Annotated in this window: 19 protein-coding genes; 9 read left to right on the forward strand and 10 right to left on the reverse strand. The window is 44.9% G+C overall.

Features of this window, described 5'->3' with window-relative positions; all coding sequences use genetic code 11:
• The first annotated feature begins 106 nt into the window (after positions 1-106).
• Complete coding sequence (pafA, locus tag GO495_RS17865; RefSeq protein WP_157301095.1) at positions 107-1,732, forward strand: alkaline phosphatase PafA; 1,626 nt, start codon at positions 107-109, stop codon at positions 1,730-1,732.
• A 42-nt stretch (positions 1,733-1,774) separates the two neighbouring features.
• On the opposite strand, the gene GO495_RS17870 is transcribed toward pafA, so the two are convergent.
• The gene (locus GO495_RS17870) at positions 1,775-3,322 is read right to left on the reverse strand and encodes a glycoside hydrolase family 10-like protein (protein ID WP_157301096.1); all 1,548 of its coding nucleotides are present in this window, start codon (positions 3,320-3,322) and stop codon (positions 1,775-1,777) included.
• 173 nt (positions 3,323-3,495) lie between these two features.
• Here GO495_RS17870 and GO495_RS17875 point away from each other — a divergent pair, with 173 nt between their 5' ends.
• The 3 genes from GO495_RS17875 to GO495_RS17885 all read left to right on the forward strand — a co-directional run bounded on the left by GO495_RS17875 (position 3,496) and on the right by GO495_RS17885 (position 5,326).
• Positions 3,496-4,095, forward strand: a complete 600-nt coding sequence (locus GO495_RS17875) for a NifU family protein (protein ID WP_089781568.1) — start codon at positions 3,496-3,498, stop codon at positions 4,093-4,095.
• 95 nt (positions 4,096-4,190) lie between these two features.
• Positions 4,191-4,805: a nicotinamide riboside transporter PnuC gene (gene pnuC / locus GO495_RS17880; RefSeq protein WP_157301097.1), complete on the forward strand. Its 615-nt coding sequence runs from the start codon at positions 4,191-4,193 to the stop codon at positions 4,803-4,805.
• Complete coding sequence (locus GO495_RS17885; protein WP_157301098.1) at positions 4,802-5,326, forward strand: AAA family ATPase; 525 nt, start codon at positions 4,802-4,804, stop codon at positions 5,324-5,326. Before pnuC ends, GO495_RS17885 begins: the two co-directional genes overlap by 4 nt.
• A gap of 41 nt (positions 5,327-5,367) precedes the next feature.
• On the opposite strand, the gene mtgA is transcribed toward GO495_RS17885, so the two are convergent.
• Complete coding sequence (gene mtgA, locus GO495_RS17890; protein WP_157301099.1) at positions 5,368-6,081, reverse strand: monofunctional biosynthetic peptidoglycan transglycosylase; 714 nt, start codon at positions 6,079-6,081, stop codon at positions 5,368-5,370.
• Positions 6,082-6,188: 107 nt separating this feature from the next.
• Between mtgA and GO495_RS17895 the strand changes: the two genes are divergently transcribed.
• Positions 6,189-6,806 (forward strand): L-threonylcarbamoyladenylate synthase, encoded by a 618-nt coding sequence (locus GO495_RS17895; RefSeq protein WP_089781560.1) that lies wholly within the window; start codon positions 6,189-6,191, stop codon positions 6,804-6,806.
• An 18-nt stretch (positions 6,807-6,824) separates the two neighbouring features.
• Positions 6,825-7,172, forward strand: a complete 348-nt coding sequence (locus GO495_RS17900; RefSeq protein ID WP_157301100.1) for a hypothetical protein — start codon at positions 6,825-6,827, stop codon at positions 7,170-7,172.
• Between the two features lie 486 nt (positions 7,173-7,658).
• On the opposite strand, the gene GO495_RS17905 is transcribed toward GO495_RS17900, so the two are convergent.
• The 3 genes from GO495_RS17905 to polA all read right to left on the reverse strand — a co-directional run bounded on the left by GO495_RS17905 (position 7,659) and on the right by polA (position 12,477).
• A complete protein-coding gene (locus GO495_RS17905) occupies positions 7,659-8,804 on the reverse strand; it encodes a C1 family peptidase (RefSeq protein WP_157301101.1) in 1,146 nt (381 codons plus the stop codon).
• A gap of 112 nt (positions 8,805-8,916) precedes the next feature.
• Positions 8,917-9,438 carry a GNAT family N-acetyltransferase gene (locus GO495_RS17910; RefSeq protein WP_205691287.1) on the reverse strand — a complete coding sequence of 174 codons (522 nt, stop codon included), beginning with the start codon at positions 9,436-9,438 and terminating at the stop codon, positions 8,917-8,919.
• Positions 9,439-9,660: 222 nt separating this feature from the next.
• Entirely contained in the window at positions 9,661-12,477 is a 2,817-nt protein-coding gene (gene polA / locus GO495_RS17915; protein ID WP_157301102.1) for a DNA polymerase I, read from the reverse strand.
• Positions 12,478-12,535: 58 nt separating this feature from the next.
• On the opposite strand from polA, the gene GO495_RS17920 reads away from it, so the two are divergent.
• Positions 12,536-12,892, forward strand: coding sequence for an arsenate reductase family protein (locus GO495_RS17920; RefSeq protein ID WP_157301103.1), 357 nt, complete (start codon positions 12,536-12,538; stop codon positions 12,890-12,892).
• 48 nt (positions 12,893-12,940) lie between these two features.
• Here GO495_RS17920 and GO495_RS17925 read toward each other — a convergent pair whose 3' ends face one another.
• Positions 12,941-14,035, reverse strand: a complete 1,095-nt coding sequence (locus GO495_RS17925; RefSeq protein WP_157301104.1) for a glycosyltransferase — start codon at positions 14,033-14,035, stop codon at positions 12,941-12,943.
• 363 nt (positions 14,036-14,398) lie between these two features.
• On the opposite strand from GO495_RS17925, the gene GO495_RS17930 reads away from it, so the two are divergent.
• Both GO495_RS17930 and GO495_RS17935 read left to right on the forward strand, forming a co-directional pair.
• The gene (locus GO495_RS17930; RefSeq protein WP_157301105.1) at positions 14,399-14,647 is read left to right on the forward strand and encodes a hypothetical protein; all 249 of its coding nucleotides are present in this window, start codon (positions 14,399-14,401) and stop codon (positions 14,645-14,647) included.
• Positions 14,648-14,790: 143 nt separating this feature from the next.
• Positions 14,791-15,930: a formimidoylglutamase gene (locus tag GO495_RS17935; protein WP_157301106.1), complete on the forward strand. Its 1,140-nt coding sequence runs from the start codon at positions 14,791-14,793 to the stop codon at positions 15,928-15,930.
• A 55-nt stretch (positions 15,931-15,985) separates the two neighbouring features.
• Here the strand turns inward: GO495_RS17935 and GO495_RS17940 are convergent, their stop codons facing one another.
• The 4 genes from GO495_RS17940 to GO495_RS17955 form a co-directional block, all read right to left on the reverse strand.
• Complete coding sequence (locus GO495_RS17940) at positions 15,986-16,396, reverse strand: lysozyme inhibitor LprI family protein (protein ID WP_157301107.1); 411 nt, start codon at positions 16,394-16,396, stop codon at positions 15,986-15,988.
• Between the two features lie 128 nt (positions 16,397-16,524).
• Positions 16,525-17,808 carry a M16 family metallopeptidase gene (locus GO495_RS17945; RefSeq protein WP_157301108.1) on the reverse strand — a complete coding sequence of 428 codons (1,284 nt, stop codon included), beginning with the start codon at positions 17,806-17,808 and terminating at the stop codon, positions 16,525-16,527.
• Positions 17,809-17,837: 29 nt separating this feature from the next.
• Positions 17,838-19,076 (reverse strand): M16 family metallopeptidase, encoded by a 1,239-nt coding sequence (locus GO495_RS17950; RefSeq protein ID WP_157301109.1) that lies wholly within the window; start codon positions 19,074-19,076, stop codon positions 17,838-17,840.
• Positions 19,077-19,165: 89 nt separating this feature from the next.
• Complete coding sequence (locus GO495_RS17955; RefSeq protein WP_157301110.1) at positions 19,166-20,068, reverse strand: aspartyl protease family protein; 903 nt, start codon at positions 20,066-20,068, stop codon at positions 19,166-19,168.
• Between the last annotated feature and the right edge of the window lie 42 nt (positions 20,069-20,110).

Here is a 20,110-nt window from a genome sequence, read left to right on the forward strand (position 1 = left end):
TATCCACTGGTAAATTAATATTTTGCGGGAAAGGATAATTTAGCAACATTGAACCCTTTGTATGTGTTTGATACGCAGACCAATGGAATGTTGAAAATTATCAATTATGACCAAAAAACTATCAGCTTTTGCCCTGGCATGTGCCATGGGCTTTTCTGTTATGGCGCAGCAGGCCGTACCACGACCTAAACTCGTTGTAGGGATTGTGGTAGACCAGATGCGCTGGGATTATCTCTATCGTTATGCCGACCGCTACGAGGCCGGTGGATTTAAACGAATGATGGGCGAAGGATTCTCCTGCGAGAACACTTACATCACACATCTCCCCTCTTTTACAGCGGTGGGGCATAGTACTATCTATACCGGATCTGTACCGGCTATTCATGGTATTACCGGGAATGAGTGGACAGACCAGGTGACCGGCCGCAAATGGTATTGTACTGAAGATACTACCGTACAATCTGTTGGTACTACTTCTGCTGCCGGTAAGATGTCCCCGCGTAATTTACTGGCAACGACGATTACAGATGAATTGAAACTGGCAACGAATTTCCGTTCTAAAGTGGTGGGTGTTTCCCTGAAAGACAGGGCCTCTATCCTGCCGGCAGGTCATACGCCTGATGGCGCTTTCTGGCTGGATGACAGTAACGGTAGTTTCGTGACCAGCTCTTATTATATGAATGAACTACCTGAATGGGTAACGAAGTTCAATAACTCCAAAGAACCGGCGGCACTGATGTCTAAGCCCTGGGAGACTTTATATCCTATAAAGACCTATGTGCAGAGCACTGCTGATGCTGAGAGTTGGGAAGGGACTTTTAAAGGAGAGACCACCACTACTTTCCCACATAATATGCCGGTGATTTATTCACAGGACCGGGAAAGCTTGCGGGCTACTCCTTCCGGGAATACACTGACACTGGATTTTGCCAAAGCGGCGGTTGCCGGATATAATCTTGGGGGTGGCACTGTGACGGACTTCTTAACGATTAACTGTGCTTCTACGGATTATGTGGGTCATCAGTATGGGCCTAATTCTATAGAAATAGAAGATACTTATCTGCGGCTGGATAAAGACCTGTCGGCATTTTTCAGTTATCTGGACCAGCGTTTGGGTAAAGGGAATTACCTGGTGTTTTTATCAGCAGATCATGGTGTGGCGCATTCTGTTGGTTTTATGCAGGAGCATAAGATCCCGGCGGGGCTTGTTCCCGGTGGAAAACTGCTGGCAGGTGTGAACAGCGCTTTACTGGCCCGGTTTGGTGTGGATAAACTGGCTGTTTCCGGAGAGAATTACCATCTGAACTTTGACAGGAATAAAATAAAAGAGCAGAAGCTGGATTATGATGCAGTGAAGAAAGAAGCGGTGATGTATCTGCAACAGCAACCAGGTGTTGAGTTTGCGGTTGATATTGATAATATCGGGAATAGCCCTGTACCGGAGCCTATTAAATCGATGATCATTAACGGGTATAATCCTAAACGCAGCGGGGCCGTGATGATTATTCAGGAGCCAGGCTGGTTCCAGGGATCAGATAAGGGGACTACCCATGGCAGCTGGAATACGTTCGACACACATTTGCCATTGTTGTTCATGGGCTGGCATGTAAAACATGGGGCTACAAATGCGATGACCAGTATGACAGATATTGCGCCTACTATTGCGGCGATGTTACATATACAGATGCCAAGTGGTTGTGTAGGGAAACCAGTAATGGAGGTATATAAATAGCTATGTTACACAATAGGCTCCTGATGGAGCCTATTGTGTAATCTATTCAGTATCAAACAGGAACTTTGTTTTACCCCGTATTATTTTCATATATAAAGGATCGCTGGCGTGGCTTTCTTCCTGTAACCTGTTCAGCGCAGTCACTACATAAGTATAGATCTTTCCTTTTACATAAGTAGCATCTACATACTGAGGGTCGGCCATCTGAGGCAGGATAGTTAAAATTTTAGAAGGATCGTTCAGGTTAATCACCTCTTCCGCATTAAAGCGATACAGCACGTACTGGTTGGTACGGCCGGAAGTATCACTATCTGCCCAATATAAATTTAACCCATCAGGCTTTTCTATCGCATCAACAAAGTAAGGAGAGAAAGGCGATTTGCCATTCAGCCAGGGCATAATGGGCCTTAAAGCCGGATAACGATAAAAGTGATTCCTCAAAGTATCTTCAATCCCCCGGGGATTACCGGTAAAAGACTTGCTACTATAGAAGAAACTGCCCTGAATCGTGTTCAGGGTGCGTACTTCTGTGAGTTGTATGGGCAATTCATTGGGGTTGCTCCAGGCAGCATTGCTGTTTATTCTATATACACCGTGACCAATATACACATGACGGCCATATCCATGCTGGGCCCACCAGTTCAGCAATACTTCGTAATCAGCAGAACGATGCCCGCGTTCCCAGTAGAGCTGTGGAGCAGCATAATCTATCCAGCCTTTCTTCAGCCATTTCAATACATCTGCATAAAGATCGTCGTAATTGGTGAGGCCGCCTCTTGTGTAAGAACCTTCAGGGTCACGGTCCCTGCTGCGCCACACACCGAAAGGACTGATACCAAATTTCACCCAGGGCTTCTCTTCCTTAATCATCCTGCCCACCATCTGGATAATGGTATCCACATTCCAGCGGCGCCAGTCGTCTTTCGCCATACCATGGCCATACTGCCGGTAAGAGCTATAATCAGGGAATTCCTTGCCCGGTACCGGGTAGGGATAGAAATAATCGTCGAAATGAACGGCATCGATATCATAGCGGCGAACAACATCGCGGATGATCTGGGTCACATATTCCCGTACTTCAGGAACTCCGGGATCAAAGTATTTCCGGCCGTCGAAGGTCAGAAACCATTGAGGCCGCTGTTTGGTGATATGTGTAGGAGCAACACTGCTGCGGCTTACATTGAATACCGCGCGATAAGGATTGAACCAGGCGTGAAACTCCATACCCCGCTTGTGGGCTTCCGCTATCATGAACAGAAGGGGATCATAATAAGGATCAGGCGCCTGCCCCTGCCGGCCGGTAAGATATTCGGACCAGGGTTCGAAGGGAGAAGCATAAAATGCATCTGCCACAGGACGCACCTGCACCACCACCGCGTTCATGCCGTTTTGCTGCTGGTGATCAAGTATGTTTATGAATTCCTGTTTCTGCTGTTCTACGGGTAATCCTCTTTTCGACGGCCAATCGATGTTTTCCACCGTTGCTATCCATACAGCACGTAATTCCCGTTTTGGCGGTAACTGTGCAAAACCCTGCCTGCAAAAGAGGCCGGTGAGCAGCAAGATTACCGCTAATAAATGCTTCCCCATTCTACAATACGTTAAGACCTGAAAATTGCGAAAGTAACAAATCGATCAACAATAGCCATAATATGCTGTTTATCTATATGTCTATTGGAAAATTCGATAGTTAAATGGTCGATTCAATCCCGAGTTTCTGCCCGAAAGTTGCTACCTTTGCATTATCAAAAGAATAGAATACCATGATTAAAACTGGAAATCCAATTATCAGTATATATACGGAGATGACGCCTAACCCGGAAACAATGAAGTTTGTAGCCAACAAGCTGTTGTATCCAGGCAAGCACATCGATTTTCCGGATGAAGCCAGTGCAAAACCCTCTCCTTTAGCGTCAGAGCTGTTCAGCTTTCCGTTTATCAGAGGCGTTTTTATTATGGCGAATTTCATCACCCTTACCAAAACATCTGAAACAGACTGGAACGATATCATACCTACTATCAAAGCATTCCTGAAAGAATACCTGGAAGATAACAACAGGCCTATCGTGAATGAGGATGAGATAGTAATAACCAAAGAATCTGCCAGTAATGAGGTGAGTGCGGATGATACTGATGTAGTGAAACGTATTAAGGAATTACTTGAAAATTACGTGAAGCCTGCAGTAGAAATGGACGGAGGAGCAATACAATTTAAAGATTACAACGAAGGTACGGTGACGTTAATGCTGCAGGGATCCTGTTCAGGCTGCCCATCTTCTATGATTACGCTGAAGGCCGGTATCGAAGGCATGATGAAGCGGATGATCCCGGAAGTGAGAGAAGTAGTGGCAGAAGCAGAATAAGCCATAGTTGAGAGAATGATAGTGTTAAAAATGGAGCACAGTCTTATGACTGTGCTTTTTTATTGCCGGTAGCGGTCTGTACGTATATTTGCGACATGAATTTTGAGGTTATTTACCAGAGTTTTCAGGAGGGGGTTCACGCCATGAGCTGGCTGGAGATTATTGCAGCCCTGTTTGGCGCCGTGAGTGTTATCTGTAGTATGAAGAACAGCATCTGGTTATACCCTACCGGTCTGGTCAGTACCGGTATCTATGTATACCTGCTTTCCCGCGACCAGTTCAAGCTATACGCAGAAGCCACAATGAACGTGTATTACTTTGTCATGAGCGTATACGGCTGGTATCACTGGGCGAAAAAGAATGATGAGGAAGTAGTGTCTGTTGAATGGACGACCCGCCGGGAATGGGTCATCGCTTCTTTAATTACATTAATTGGCTGGGGAACATTTTATTATCTGCTTAAAAACTTTTCCAACTCAGATGTACCATTGGTCGATGGATTTGTGTCAGCAACTGCCTGTAGCGGCATGTGGTTACTGGCCAAAAGGAAAATAGAGAACTGGCTGGTACTGAATGTTTCCAACCTGGTAGCTATTCCTCTTTTATTTCATAAAAAGCTGGTTCCTACCGCTATGTTAACAATCTTCCTGTTTATTGTTGCGGTGTTTGGTTATTTTAGCTGGCAGAGGATCTATAAGAAAGCGGTATGAAGAAAGTAGTTGTCATAGGGCCGGAATCTACCGGTAAGAGTACCCTCAGTGAACAGCTGGCGGCGTACTACAATACCATATGGGTACCTGAATATGCGCGTCAATATATAGAGGAGCTGGGCCGGCCATATGAGCAGCACGATCTTTTGCAGATAGCCGAAGGGCAACTGGACCTGGAAGATGAAAGGGCTGCGCTGGCGGATAAGTTATTGATTTGCGATACAGACCTGCATGTGATCAAAGTGTGGAGTGAGCATAAGTATAATGGATGTGACCCTTTGATACAGGCTTATGTTGCTTCCAGGAAATACGATCTGTATTTACTTACCTATATAGATATTCCCTGGCAGGAAGATCCCCAGCGGGAATATCCTGATCCTAAAATGAGGGAGTACTTTTATAATGTGTATAAAACGATCGTTGCTGATTCCGGCGTACCCTGGGTAGAGATCAGGGGGAGTTCGGAAGACCGGCAGCAGGCCGCTATTCATGCTATAGACGGACTGCTGAAAGAAGTATAGCTGAAACGGGCTGGCTTGTAAGTTACCGGATGTTGGTATGATCACTTACCACTTACCAGCGCTGAAATGTCCGGGTCTCCTGCAAGGAAACGCATTTGCTGCAGGATTCTGCGCTGACGCCAGGCCGTAATACGAGCTGGCGGACTCACGGTATACTTTACAGGATTCGGCAGACAGGCTGCTATCATGGCTGCCTGTTCCCTGTTCAGAGAGGCGGCGCTCTTCTGGTAATATTGTTGCGAGGCGGCTTCTATTCCGTAAATACCATCACCCATCTGGGCAACGTTCAGGTACATCTCAAGGATGCGTTGCTTTCCCCACAGTTTTTCAATCATAAAAGTAAAATATACTTCCAGCCCTTTGCGCAACCAGCTTCTGCCCTGCCAGAGGAACACGTTTTTGGCTACCTGCTGACTGATAGTGCTTGCACCACGGATCTTTTTACTTTTCTGATTATGTTTCATCGCCTTCTCGATAGACTTGAAATCGAATCCGTTATGATCAGGAAATAACTGGTCCTCACTGGCCAGTACGGCCAGTTTGCTATGTTGGGAGATTTCGTCATAATCGGCCCAGGTTTTATGGAACTTTTTATCAGTACCTAAAAGACCGAACCAGTTGGAAATCATTGTAATCGTAATCGGAGGATTAACCCAGCGTAACAGGATGAGATAAAGTAAATGAGCAATAAACATCACTAACAGCACCCGCTTCAGCCTTCTCCATGTTCTCGGAACAATTCCTTTTGTGTTCATCCAGATAGGTTTAGAAAATCGGCCGGAAAGATAATAAGATTATTTAATGTGCGAATGTGTAAATGTAGAATCGTCAGGGATCGTTGCAGTTTCCGTAAATTAGCAGTATGATTTTGACTTTACATCCGGATAATCCGAATCCCCGTCAACTAAAGATGATCGTTGAGTGTTTGAAAGACGGAGGTGTGATCATCTACCCTACTGATACTGTATATGGTATGGGGTGTGACATATCACAACATAAGGCAGTAGAGCGAATCTGCCGCATTAAAGATATCAATCCTGCCAAGGCACAATTCTCGTTTATATGTTCAGACCTCAGTCATTTATCTGATTACGCAAAGAGTGTGGACACTCCTGTTTTCAGAATGCTGAAGAAAGCCTTGCCGGGTCCTTACACATTTATTTTACCAGCCAGTAAAATGGTGCCGAAAATCCTGAAGGCCAAAAAGGATACAGTGGGTATTCGTGTACCCGACAATAATATCTGCCGGGCTATCGTAAGCGAATTAGGGAATCCTATTATGAGTACTTCTCTTCCTATTGAGAAATACGTGGAAGAATACACGGACCCTGAAATTATTCATGAGAAATTTGGAAAGATTGTGGATATAGTGGTGGATGGTGGTATAGGAGGAATGACTTTCTCTACCGTTGTGGATTGTACCGACAGTGAACCGGTACTGATCAGAGAAGGCGCAGGAAGCTGGGAAGAACTGTTCTAAACTTTTAAAACAATGTTTATGAAAAAGGTGATCCTGTTTGTGCTGATTGTTATCTCTATGCCTGGATTGTTAAAGGCCCAGCAGAAAAAAGTTGCTGCGGGTCAACTATCTGTAGCCCCTCTTTATCCTTTGGTAATTAAGAATAAGTTGACTTTGTCAAGTCCTGTTTTTGCATCTGTTTTTTCTTCAGCTCCATTACCGGTAACCCCAACGGCAATTTCTCCGGTAGGCCCCCGGGATTATTATCAACAACATTTTGGGTATTTCTGTAAGAGAGAATGGAACTGGGAGAAACAAACGAAGGTTCCTGTGAAATTCAGACTGGGAAGCTACCAGGAAGCACAACGAATTGAAGGAAAACAATAGTAGTAGCGGAGTTTCCTTAAACTAGTTGATTTAGACAAATATATTATTTGACCTTGTCAACCAATTGATTAGCGTTTAAACAGGCTAATTTTGATATAATCAGCAATAGAAAAGTGCATGGTTAATACGCGTGATCCGTGCTTCAGGTATGCTTCATCTATGCTTCAGACATGAAGGAGGTATGAAGGAGACATGGGCGAGAGTAGGATGAACGTATTATTTAATTTAGCTCCGTAGACTCTGTGTCCATAATAAAACATAATTAGCTCCGACAGGAGCGGCGTGTTTGTAGAAAATACCTTAAACAACAAAACAAAGACTCCGTCAGGATTCCCCTGAGTCATAAAGAAGGGGACTCCTGACGGAGTCAATTAAAAAGAATATCAATGTTTGCTACAAGCACGGGGCTCCTAAGGGAACCTACTATGTTTTGCCACAAACAACAGCGCGTTTAATTTATTATAAAAGAAGAGGATAACCCCTCAACTATTGTTTAATACCTAATTTCTTAGCGATAGCAGCAGGCAATGCTTTTTTGTTCAGCATGATGCAGGTGGTTTTGTAAGCAAAGAAAGGTTCGGAGGCATAGAAGTAACCTTTATCAGGATTTAAAGTTCCCCATGAATTCTTTACACGGAAGAATACTTTACCGGTTTGATCTTTCGCCATACCTACTATATGCATACCATGATCATCCTGTGTTTCGAAGTTGTCGAATGCCAGTTGTCGAACTTCAGGAGTGATGGTCTTTTCTTTGATAGGCTCTTCGAATGCCTTCTTTTTATCTTCCGGAGTCATATCATCCCAGTCAGTATCAGGAACGACCGCCAGACCATCCCGGAAACTAAAGCCTTTTTCGCTTACATCAGAAGCCCATGCAATGGTGTAACCTGTCTGGATAGCATTTTCTGCGATAGCTGTGAGATCGGTTAAAGGGACGTTGTATACTCTTTCCCAGTTCCAGTTATCAGGAACTTCCAGCACAAACTGTTCGTAGTAAGGATGATGAGTGAAGGATGATACCAGTACATAATCATCTGCGTTCAGGCCCAGTTCTTTTGCGAAGGTCTGGGGAGTGTAGCTTTTGCCATTATAATCAAACTGTTTTGGCGCATCACCCATGTATGCATTCAGTATACCATCAACCGCAGTTTTCCAGTTAGGGTTGATGATGCCTTCATTGTTGCCAATGCTCTTGGTCATGTTTTCCAGGAGGCCGGTCATTTCTGCATGGTTGTAAGTCTTTACGCGGTTACCATCGTAGATACTCTGGGGAACCATCCCGTATTCGCGGAGACATAGCAGGTCGTCCGGGAAGCCGCCACCTTCTCCGAAGTTGGCTTTACCATGCATACGTACATAGTTAACAGCCTTCAGGGGGTACATTCTTCTTACCACGTACATTTCGCTCAGGTTTACATCTTTACCCTTGCCCATGCGCAGTGCTTCGGCCTGGAAAAAGGATAAACCGGAGAAGGACCAGCAGGTACCGGTACGGCCCTGGTTCTCCACGTCACCTGCATCCAGATTTTTGATTACGGTAAACTGGTATTTGCTACCTTCTTTGTTGGTGTTTTGTGCCATTGCCGCGCTGGAGCATAATACGGCAAGACAAACGATCCATTTCTTCATTGTTATGGTGATTTGATTTTTGTAAAAACAAGCTGCCAAATGTAAGGGAAAGCTATGATTGCTGCGGTGGAAAGTATGACGAACGGACGGTAGGTAGGATACGACAGGGGAATTAATCTGCCGGCCAGTCGTATTGGTTGCGGGTTATCTCCCAGCGCCATAACTGATCATCCGGTTCCTCACCGGCAAAGTGCATCCCGGATTTTTGGAGGACTTTGACATAAGCGGTGTATTCGACTTCGGTATGGGCAATCACTTTCTGTACATAAGAGTGATTGAAGGCGAAGCGGATAAGACCTTGTGTGAATTCGGTACCGTAGCCTTTATCGCGGTATGTAGGGCTGATCTCATATACAATTTCTACGGTGCCGTTACTGTCCGGGCGACCTTTAAAACCTCCGGCGCCGATCAGGCGCTTGTCTTCTTTGTGGATAACCAGGTAAAAGAACCAACCAAGTAGAGAGGGGTCGTTGCGTAGTTTGTCGTATGCTACCAGGATTATTTCAGGGTATTCTGTCCAGGATTCGGGGATGTCTATATCCAGCAGTTCACCCAATACGTCCTCACCCTGCAACAGCGCTTCGAAATGCTGCAGAGAACAAGACAATAATTGTAACCGGGAGGTCAGGATCATGGCCGAAAGCTAGTAAACGAATTTGTAAAACACAAGAGGGTAAGACGGGTAATTATGAACAGGGTGAAGTGTGGATACAGTGGAAAATTTTATATAAAGAAGCGTGGTGCATAGTTAAACCCTGGATGACAGGAAGTTTTATAATTAAGCAGGGGAAACAGGATCCATAAAGATGACAACAAATATATAAGGTAGCCGGGCATTACCCGGCTACCGGTAAAATTAGTGAGCTTCCAGCCAGTTGATACCTGAGCCGATTTCCACTTCTACAGGAACGGCCAGTGGAAGCGCATTCCGCATACCTTCCAGGATAAGAGGTTTGATGATGTCCACTTCATCTTTGCGGGCATCAAATACCAGCTCATCATGTACCTGTAAGATCATCTTAGAGCGAAGGTTATGCTGCTGCAATGTTTTGTGGATATTGATCATGGCCAGTTTGATCATGTCTGCAGCAGTGCCCTGTATAGGCATGTTGATGGCATTCCTTTCTGCGTAACCGCGTACTACCGCGTTGGAGGAGTTAATGTCCTTTAACCAGCGTTTACGGCCCAGCAAGGTTTCCACATAACCGGTTTGCTGTGCAAACCTGATTTGTGAGTCCATGTATTCCTTAATAGCAGGGTATTGCGCAAAGTAATTATCGATCAGTGTTTTTGCTTCACTGCGGGCAATGCCCAGGTTTTCAGATAACCCGAAAGCGCTTACACCGTAAATGATCCCGAAGTTCACGCTCTTGGCATTGCGGCGCATTTCGGAAGTCACCTCGGAGAGGTCTATACCGTATACCTTCGCTGCCGTGGCCGTGTGGATATCCAGTTTATCATGAAACGCGGCCATCATCTGTTCGTCTTTACTGATGGCAGCAATGATGCGGAGTTCTATCTGTGAATAGTCGGCAGATAATAATACATGGTCTTTATCGCGGGCAACAAAAGCCTTACGTACTTCACGTCCCCTGTCTGTGCGGATGGGGATATTCTGTAAGTTGGGATTGTTGGAGCTTAAGCGACCGGTTACAGCTACTGCCTGGTTATAGGAAGTATGTACGCGGTTTGTGCGGGGGTTCAGCATTAAAGGCAGCGCATCTACGTAGGTAGATTTCAGCTTGCTCAGTTCGCGGAACACCAGGATATCTTCTACGATCTGGTGTTTATTGGAGAGCTTCTGTAAAACGTCTTCTCCTGTAGCATACTGGCCGGTACGTGTTTTCTTTGCCTTAGGGTCGAGCTGCAGCTTTTCAAATAATACCTCGCCCAGTTGTTTGGGAGAAGCCAGGTTGAAGCGGACACCAGCCTGTGCGTACACACTTTCTTCAGCTCTTTTTATTTCTGTATCCAGTTCCCGGGAGTAATCTGCCAATGCTTGTCTGTCGATGGCAATACCTTCGTATTCCATATCAGTTAAGACTTTCACCAGTGGATTCTCTATCTCGTAAAATACTTTTTCCACACTCTTGAGTGGTAATAAAGGGGCGAACTTTTCTTTCAGCTGCAGGGTAATATCTGCATCTTCAGCCGCATATTCCTTTATTTTATCCAGTTCCACATCGCGCATGTTTCCCTGGTTCTTGCCTTTTTTACCTATAAGTGTTTCTATGGAAACCGGCTCGTATTGCAGGTATTGAGCGCTTAACAGGTCCATGCTGCGGCGGCCTTCCGGCTCTATGAGGTAGTGTGCCAGCATGGTATCGAACACGGGGCCTTTTATTTCTATCCCGTACCATTTCAGTACGATCATATCGTACTTGATATTCTGACCTACAAAGAGAATGTGGGTAGCATCGAACAGGGGGCGGAATTCTTCTATAATCGCTTTAGCCGCCTGCTGGTCTGCCGGTACGGGTACGTACCATGCTTCACCGGCAGCAAAGGCGAAACTCATGCCCACCATTTCCACGTTATTGGCATCTGTACCGGTCGTTTCTGTATCGAAAGAGATTTCCTGGCGCTGTAACAGGTTTGCCAGTAAGCTGGCCCTTTCTTCCGGTGTAGCCGCCAGGTGATAGTGATGTGCGGTATTGTTGATGTTGAATTCTGCGGTGAGGATGCTGGGAGCCGCCTCTGATTCTTCCCGGGCAGGCTGCAGATTTGTTTCTGCCACGATGTTGCCGAAGAGGTCCAGTTGGGCGTTGCCGGAGTCTGTGGTGCTGCCGGCAGCGAAAGTTTCTCCCAGGATACGTCTGCCCAGAGTTTTAAATTCAAGTTCTGTGAATACTTCTGCCAGTAGATCTTTGTTGGATTCTCTAATGCAGAAGTCTTCTTCGTGGAAAGTTACCGGAACGTTGGTAATGATGGTGGCCAGTTGTTTGGATAAGATCGCGCTTTCAGCACCAGCTTTGATCTTCTCTCCCATTTTACCGGCTATCTTATCTGCGTTTTCCAGTACGCCTTCAAGCGTACCATACTGAGAGAGCAGCTTCATGGCTGTTTTCTCTCCTACGCCGGGGATACCGGGGATATTATCTACCGCATCTCCCATTAATCCCAGGATATCTATTACCTGGTTAACGTTCTGGATCTGCCATTTGTCGCAAACTTCCTTTACGCCCATGATCTCTTCCTTGCTGCCCATGTATGGCGGCTTATAGATGAAGATATTGTCTCTTACCAGTTGGCCGTAGTCTTTATCCGGGGTCACCATGTATACGGTGTATCCGGCATCTGCGGCTTCCCAGGCGAGGGTACCTATCACGTCATCTGCTTCATAACCGTCCAGTTCTATACAGGGAATGTTAAACCCGGCGATGATCCTTTTGATATCGGGGATAGCATCTGTGAGGTCTTCGGGAGCGTCTTCACGGTGTGCTTTATAATCGACGAAGGTGGTATGTCTTTCTGTAGGAGCGCTTGTATCAAACGCAACGGCCATGTGAGTTGGCTTCTCTTTATTGATCAGATCAAGTAAGGTAGTTGTGAAACCAAACTGCGCATTGGTGTTGCGGCCGGCGGTGGTCAGACGTGGGTTCCGGATCAATCCGTAATAGGCACGATAGATCAGTGCCATGGCATCCAGTAAAAACAGTTTCTTTTCTTGCATTTGCCAAAAATAGGTATCAATTATGAAATAAATGATCTTTGTGTACAAAGAAAAAGGGATGAAGAAAATATATCATTTGTCTAGTTGTAGTACCTGTAAACGCATTCTGGACGCGATCGATGCAAGCGGGAACGGGTTTGTTTTACAGGATATCAAAACAGAAAAGATTACCCCTGCGCAGTTGGAAGAGATGCATAAGCTGAGCGGGAGTTATGAAGCGCTTTTTAGTCGCCGGTCTATGAAGTACCGGCCTATGGGTTTGCATGAAAAAGAATTAACGGAGAAAGATTATCATGATCTGATTTTACAGGAATATTCTTTTTTGAAGCGTCCGGTAGCGATAGTGGGAAAACAGATTTTTATAGGAAGTGATAAGAAGACGGTAGAAGGGTTGGAAGCAGTAGCGCCGAAATAGGTGATAATATCCTGAAATAACTAAAAAGGAGCCTCGTGGCTCCTTTTTTTATAATGATTTTACGAAATTCTGTACGATAGGTTTGTACTGCTCCATATCTTCTTCATGTTCAAAAGATTTGAAGGGGAAGGAAGCGGCGGCTAACAGGGCATCGCTAAGATTGAATTTATCCTGGGGAATATTATAGAAATAGCCCTTTTCCATCAGGAATTTACCCAGGTATTCCTGTTCAGACTGGCCAGGAGTAGGGATCAGGATGGCTTTCTTGTTTAGTTTTACCAGATCCATAAGAGTGGTATACCCCGAGCGGCTCAATACCATTCCCGAAGCCAGCATAGCTTCATTCAGTTCGTTCGCGTTCAGGTGGTTTATCTGCTGGATATGCGGAGTGATCTGTTGTTTTTCCGGAGTACCGGGTTTTCCGCTCACAATTAAAGCACTGATAGGCAATGATTTAACCTGTTCCAATACCATTTTCTCCAGGTTAGAACGCTGAGGTTCCGGGCCGGAGATCAGTACCAGCAGATCATATTGTTTCTGTACGCCGGTACGGTTCACAAACCGGCTGAGGCAACCAAGGTAGGTAGTATTCGGTGGTAATACTTTGGGATGTGCCAGTATCCCGGAAAGGTTATTGCTGCCCGCATAATCGGGAATCCAGCAGGCACTATAGCGGCGGATGTACTTGTAATTAAGTTGTTGCAGGCATTTTTCGATGATCCCTCCAAACGGTGTTTTTATCAATAACTGATGGGAAATGAACACAGTAGGGATCTGGCTATGGTATAACCCAAAGCGGTTATCAGAAATCACTGCATCTATATGATGTTCTTTTACAACACCTTGCAGCCATTTTTGCTCGTATTTTATGCTCTTAACGATCTTAGGGATCTGCTGAATGATTTTGATACCGAAAAACCAGCCTTTCTGGGCATATTGGATACGGTAACCAGGCAGGGGAAGGATGGTAATCTGAGGGAATTCCTGCTGCAAAAGAGCGGCATGTTTCCCTTCTGCTGCAATAACTACTTCGCAGCCAGCGTTTAGTATTTCATGGATAAGCGGGATGTCGCGTGTGGCGTGTCCCAGCCCCCAGTCAAGCGGAACTACCAGTATTTTTTTGCGCGTAGAAATTGTGGACAAATATTTGAAATTTTTACGAAATTAGCTTAATTTAGAAATGCGCACTGTTAAGAAAAGGTAAACTCTCAGGCAGACTGGCATTATATTTTAGCAGAGAACACAACTAAGAGTATGATAACTAGAAAATGGCTGACTATCTTTTTACTGTGCGGCACTTTAAGCATGATCGGACAGGGCTGTAAGGTATTTAAAAAGAACGACTGCGGGTGCCCTACCATGAATAAGAAGCGCATGCATTGATTTGTAAATGCTTTAGAAACAAGAATATCACATCCAGTTAATCGAATATGCCGAGCCACGCTAATTATGAAAACCTTGGGAATTGAAGAACAATTTCGAAGTGGAACTGTCAAATTATTTCAGATGAAACAGGTAGAGAGGGATTTATTGATCTTACTGCATGAGGATCGGTATAATGAACAACAAATCCAGTATGCAGTTAAACAAATAAGCGATATGCTGACCGTGGTAGAGACCATGGACTACCTATGCAATGTGATGGAAGTTGCTGATTGTAATAGAAACCGAGTTACCAGTAAACGGACAATACTTAAGAAAGTATTTGCAAGGAGAGAACACAAGCCTTTTGAATTCATTATTCATAAGAACTAGTCAGCGCTTTAGAGTTACGTGTAGTGTACACGATCTCCATATCCTCGTTACAAAAACAATAGTCAGTTATCTCGTTAGCTTACTAGACAGCGCAAGCATGTCTTTTTTTCGTAGGTTTGCCGCCAAACCAAATAACAGTTGTGATGGCAGACTTCTCGCTCCTGCATGATTATTTACTTCCCATTTCCAAAGCAACCCTGAATGACGATCAGGAATATGATGAATACCAGATAGGTGGTATCGTTGATCTGTATGAAGAAGGGCATACGCCCGACCTTGATGCAGCAGACATCGTATTGCTGGGCGTTGGGGAAGATCGTGGTTATGGTCCTGGTAAAAAAGGAGGTGATGCGGCAGATATCATCCGCCGTGAATTTTACAATTTATATTACTGGCATAAAGACGTACAGGTAGCCGATCTGGGAAACCTCAGAAGAGGCTCTTCGCTGAAAGATACTTATGCAGCACTGAGAACTGTTTTAGCAGAGATGATCAATGCCGGCAAAACGGTGATCATTTTGGGTGGGTCCCATGATCTTACTTATGCGCAATACAAAGCGTACAGCTCTCAGAAATATGTGATTGAAGCGACTGTAGCAGATGCGCTGATAGACCTTAAAGAAGAATCGCCCATACCGGCAGATAGCTTTTTAATGGAGATGCTGACAGAGCAGCCCAACTACATCCGTCATTATAACCACATCGGATTCCAGAGTTATTATGTACATCCGCGTATGCTGGAGACGCTGGACAAGCTGCGGTTCGACTGCTATCGCCTGGGTAAGGTACGTGAAAACCTGGAGGAGATTGAGCCGGTGCTGCGTAATACGGACCTGTTCAGCCTTGATATCAATATCATCAAACATAATGATGCTCCAGCCAATATCCTTTCTCCGAATGGTCTTGGTGGAGATGAAGCCTGTGCCCTCTCCCGCTATGCCGGAATGAGTAGTCGACTGAGTACTTATGGTATTTATGGCTATCGCCCGGAAAGAGACAGGGATAATCTTACAGCCAGGCAGATATCCCAGATGTTATGGTACTTTATGGACGGATATGCCGTGAAGAATAAAGAGGCGCTGCTGGAAAACCGGGATGCTTTCTGGGAGTTCAGTATCGTGAGTGAAGATATCAATACGGTATTCCTGAAGAGTAAGAAAACGCATCGTTGGTGGATGCAGTTGCCGGGTAAAGAATTTGTACCCTGCTCTTACACTGATTATGTAATGGCCAGTAATAATGAAATGCCGGAAAGGTGGCTGAGACACCAGGAAAGACTATAAAAACGAAACGCGGAATCCTTTACAGGAATTCCGCGTTTTACATTATGGCAAGTTCTTAGGAATGCATACTCGCTAATAATTCTATTACCCTGTTTTTGAGATATTCTGCTTTGTTATCAGTTACGATCATATCGTCATTAAGGCCCGGTAATGTCAACGGTCTTTTCTTCTCTGCACGAACTTCTATATTTTTAAAATAAGCTTCTTTCTTCTCTACCCATAATTGCTGTGATACCTGTAAAGATTCCCGGCGATTATTATCCAGCTTAGTGTATAACTGACGGTATACAGTATTCAGCAGGCTGTCCATTTCTGTGTAATACAGCAAGGCGCAATTGTACACATTATTCCCTTCACTAAGGCAATGCTGATAACGTAATTCGAGAGAGTCTACAGTGGTTTTACTGGCTTGAGAGAAAACATTCAGGCATATGCACAATGGCAGGCATAGTAATAGTAACTTCATAGGATAGCAAATATTAGGACCGCAAATATAGCAAAATAACGCAATATCGTAAATGAAGTATATATGAAAAATGCCGGTCAAAAGCACCCCTGAGGGCAGCTGACCGGCATTTAAGCGTATCCTTTTAATTATATCACTACCAGCTCGTAGAAGTCTTCCGGTGTAAAGTATTGCTGTGCAAGTTGTTGCAATTCTCCCGCCGTAATCGTCTTAATGGTACGGATATTATTGTAGAAATAATTTTCGTCCAGATCGTTGAGGATCAGGTTTTTCCAGCGTTGGATGATCTGGAAAGCACCATCGAGGTCGCCCAGGATGGAACCGATCATGAAGTTCCTTACAAGATGCAGTTCCTCTTCCGGTACTTCTTCCTGCTGTAAGGTGTGCAGTTCTTTGTAAATCTCTTTGATCGTCGCCTCACAAACATCGCGTCCGGCCTCTGTGTGGATGTTAATCGCACTGCTTTGGCGGAAGTTATAGATCTGTGAAGAGATACCATAGGTGTATCCTTTTTCTTCCCTGATGTTGCTCATCAGGCGGGAGCCAAAATAGCCACCGAAGATGGTATTCAGTACCAGCATCTTAGGGAAATCCGGATGATAGCGGTTAGGGAAATGACGTGCAACACGTACTGCGCCCTGTACCCCGTTCTCATCATTAAAAATGCGGAACTTCTTTTCTTCTGCCGGTAAGATAGGCATCTGTGGCCTTATGATGGTCGTTTCCCCGTTCCATTTGGTAGTACCAAAGTACTGATTGAGGAGCGGGATCATATTTGCAGGCAGGTTTCCGGCTACAAATATTTTGCAGTTATTGTAAGTATAGTGCTGTTTGTAAAAAGCGTGTAAGGTTTGCGTCTGCAAAGCGTCATATGCTTCCATGCTGCTCACCCTGCCATAAGGATGAAACTCTCCGAACAGGTATTTATCAATATGTCTGTTCGCTACGAAATCACATTTCTGCAGGTTTACCGCCAGGCGTTGCTTCATGTTCTGCTGGAAAGTAGCCAGTTCCTCTTCAGAAAAAGAGGGGTCCAGGATCACTTCCTGCATTACAGGCAACAGTTGTGTCAGGTGTTTGGTGAGGCAATGCAGGGTATATGTTGCCGTCTCATGGTGGCTGTTACGGTTCAGGTAAGCACCATGATAATCAATGCTTTCGTTTATTTCCAGGGCAGAATGTTTACTACTTCCGTTCTTCATGAGGAAATTGGCAGCAGATGCTACCAGGTTCTCTGTTTCGAACCAGCTACCGCCGGGAAAAACCATTTCAAGCTGTAGCGTATCCTGTTCATCGGACTTCACTACATAAACAGGAATACCGTTATCCAGGGTGAATTTCTCACAAGGTTTCAGCGTAATGTCGAAATCGACGGCATCCTTTATCTCAGGGGCAATTTTCCGATTTATCATTAATCTATTTGAATAGTTATTTATCCGGATTATTTATCCGCGTAATAGTAAATAGTATTGGAATTCTTCTCGTCGAACAGTTCCTGAGCTTCCCTGTGCAGGTCTTCTGTAGTGATAGCTTCGTAGTTGCTGAACTCTTTATTCATGAGTTCTGCATCTCCCATCAGTTCATAAAAAGCGAGGTTGTTGGCGCGGTTCAGCAGTTCCATATCTTCAAAGGCCAGCATGCTTTCCACGCGGTTCTTTACCTTTTGCAGTTCTCTTTCCGGAATAATTTCCTGTTGTATTTTATCGATCTCTATCTGCACCGCTTTTTCTGCATCCTTCATCTTTACACCTTTCACCAGCTTGCCTTCTATGGTCAGCAGACCGGCGTCCAGGGTACCAAAGTGATAACAGTCGATGTTGCTGAATAGTTTCTTTTCTTTTACCAGCACCTGGTTCAGACGGGAAGAAGCGCCACCGCCCAGTATGTCTGATATCAGATCTACTGCATAGTATTGTTTTTCCACACGGCCGGGCATGTGATAACATTTGTACAGCGCATCCAGCGGTACACTGGCTTTTACTTCCAGTTTATGAGCGGCGGTCTGTTTGGGTTCTACGGGCAATTTGCGCGGGACCTTTTCTCCGGATGGAATATCCCCGAACCATTTTTCTGTCAGTGTTTTTACCTGTTCCAGTGTTACATGTCCTCCTACTACGAGGATAGCATTTACCGGGCGGTAATATTTGAAGAAAAATGCTTTCACATCTTCCAGTTTGGCATCTTCAATATGCGACAGCTCTTTACCGATAGTCATCCATTTGTAGGGATGGGTAGAGTATGCCAGGTCGCGCATTTTATGCCATACATCGCCGTAGGGCTTGTTGATGTAATGTTCCTTGAATTCTTCACTTACCACTTTACGCTGTACGTCCAGGCTTTTTTCATCAAAAGCAAGCGACAGCATGCGGTCGCTTTCCAGCCAGAAGGCCGTTTCAATATTTTCTGCCGGAAGAGTTATGTAATAGTTGGTAAGATCGCTGGTAGTAAAGGCATTGTTTTCGCCACCTGCCATCTGTAGCGGCTCATCGTAGTCCGGGATGTTAATGGAACCACCAAACATCAGGTGTTCGAACAAATGCGCAAATCCGGTCTTTTTAGGGTCTTCATCCCTTGCTCCCACATCATACATCACGTTTAGCACAGCCATTGGAGTGGTGTGATCTTCATGCACAATTACGCGAAGGCCGTTTGCCAGGGTGAATTTATTGTAATGAATCATATTCCTCTTTTCCTGTTTATGAGAATTGCAAGTTATTAAAACTAAGGGAGAATGGGCGAAAAGGAAATAGAAGGATAATTATGAGACTATTATTTTTCGAGGAAGATCTCTTTTTCGTTGTAATTGATCGTGATGGTACGGAACTGTTTCCATACAAAATAACCGATGGAACCGGCCACTTCATACATGGAACCGGCATCGTTCACATCCTTGGAATAGCTTGCCGGTACTTGTTCTACACGGTATGCACCCATTGCCAGGAAAGGAACGGTGACGTTTGTATAGGTAAGTATTTTAAAGAGGTCCTGTACCTTGTCCGTATTCAAAACAGGTAAGGCGGTATTGAGGTGGTATTTCTCTACGTAGGGATAGTTGAAGAGGATACCGTATTCTCCACCGGAAATAAAGTGGAAGCGGCTGCCCAGCGTAGTGCCATCGGGCAGAGAGATCATGGCTTCTATGGCCGGGGTCTTGAAATTAAGGGCCATTGGCATGCGTTTACCTTTTACCTCTGCCGGTGTTTTGCCTGCACGGTATAAGAGTAACTGCTGATGTTCGTAATCGATGGTTACCACAAAAGCCTTTAACAGGTCCACGCCTAAGATCCCGTCTATAGGAACAGGACTATCGCGGAACTGTAGCTTTTCCAGGTAAACCTTTACAAAAGGGATCCTGGTTTTGGAGAGGTATAATAAGCTGATGGTAGAGGTAGGGACCCTGATCACCACATCGTCCGTACCGCTCATGCCCGATGTTTCCGTACTTTCCAGTTTCAGTGTTTTGGCTGTTTCCTGGCTAAGGGTGGTAATTTCTGCACCGGTATCAAAAATAAAGTGAAGGGTATCTATAGAGGAGGTGACGGTTGCGGGAATGATCAAATACCTGTCGTATATACGAAAAGGCAGTGTTGCCACCACTTTTGAGTTGGTGACTTCCTGTGCAGATACGAGTGCCGGCAGGCAGATTAATATAAAAGCAAGGTATTTTTTCACATTACAGATCAAACGAAAGAAAGTGCAATGTATTATTTCACC

The sequence above is a fragment of the Chitinophaga oryziterrae genome (assembly GCF_009758125.1).
Lineage (GTDB): Bacteria > Bacteroidota > Bacteroidia > Chitinophagales > Chitinophagaceae > Chitinophaga > Chitinophaga oryziterrae.

Excerpts from the sequence above, each read along its gene's own strand:
- pafA (WP_157301095.1), top strand. The coding sequence starts at position 107 with ATGACCAAAAAACTATCAGCTTTTGCCCTGGCATGTGCCATGGGCTTT.
- GO495_RS17870 (WP_157301096.1), bottom strand. The coding sequence starts at position 3,322 with ATGGGGAAGCATTTATTAGCGGTAATCTTGCTGCTCACCGGCCTCTTT.
- GO495_RS17875 (WP_089781568.1), top strand. The coding sequence starts at position 3,496 with ATGATTAAAACTGGAAATCCAATTATCAGTATATATACGGAGATGACG.
- pnuC (WP_157301097.1), top strand. The coding sequence starts at position 4,191 with ATGAATTTTGAGGTTATTTACCAGAGTTTTCAGGAGGGGGTTCACGCC.
- GO495_RS17885 (WP_157301098.1), top strand. The coding sequence starts at position 4,802 with ATGAAGAAAGTAGTTGTCATAGGGCCGGAATCTACCGGTAAGAGTACC.
- mtgA (WP_157301099.1), bottom strand. The coding sequence starts at position 6,081 with ATGAACACAAAAGGAATTGTTCCGAGAACATGGAGAAGGCTGAAGCGG.
- GO495_RS17895 (WP_089781560.1), top strand. The coding sequence starts at position 6,189 with ATGATTTTGACTTTACATCCGGATAATCCGAATCCCCGTCAACTAAAG.
- GO495_RS17900 (WP_157301100.1), top strand. The coding sequence starts at position 6,825 with ATGAAAAAGGTGATCCTGTTTGTGCTGATTGTTATCTCTATGCCTGGA.
- GO495_RS17905 (WP_157301101.1), bottom strand. The coding sequence starts at position 8,804 with ATGAAGAAATGGATCGTTTGTCTTGCCGTATTATGCTCCAGCGCGGCA.
- GO495_RS17910 (WP_205691287.1), bottom strand. The coding sequence starts at position 9,438 with ATGATCCTGACCTCCCGGTTACAATTATTGTCTTGTTCTCTGCAGCAT.
- polA (WP_157301102.1), bottom strand. The coding sequence starts at position 12,477 with ATGCAAGAAAAGAAACTGTTTTTACTGGATGCCATGGCACTGATCTAT.
- GO495_RS17920 (WP_157301103.1), top strand. The coding sequence starts at position 12,536 with ATGAAGAAAATATATCATTTGTCTAGTTGTAGTACCTGTAAACGCATT.
- GO495_RS17930 (WP_157301105.1), top strand. The coding sequence starts at position 14,399 with ATGAAACAGGTAGAGAGGGATTTATTGATCTTACTGCATGAGGATCGG.
- GO495_RS17935 (WP_157301106.1), top strand. The coding sequence starts at position 14,791 with ATGGCAGACTTCTCGCTCCTGCATGATTATTTACTTCCCATTTCCAAA.
- GO495_RS17940 (WP_157301107.1), bottom strand. The coding sequence starts at position 16,396 with ATGAAGTTACTATTACTATGCCTGCCATTGTGCATATGCCTGAATGTT.
- GO495_RS17945 (WP_157301108.1), bottom strand. The coding sequence starts at position 17,808 with ATGATAAATCGGAAAATTGCCCCTGAGATAAAGGATGCCGTCGATTTC.
- GO495_RS17950 (WP_157301109.1), bottom strand. The coding sequence starts at position 19,076 with ATGATTCATTACAATAAATTCACCCTGGCAAACGGCCTTCGCGTAATT.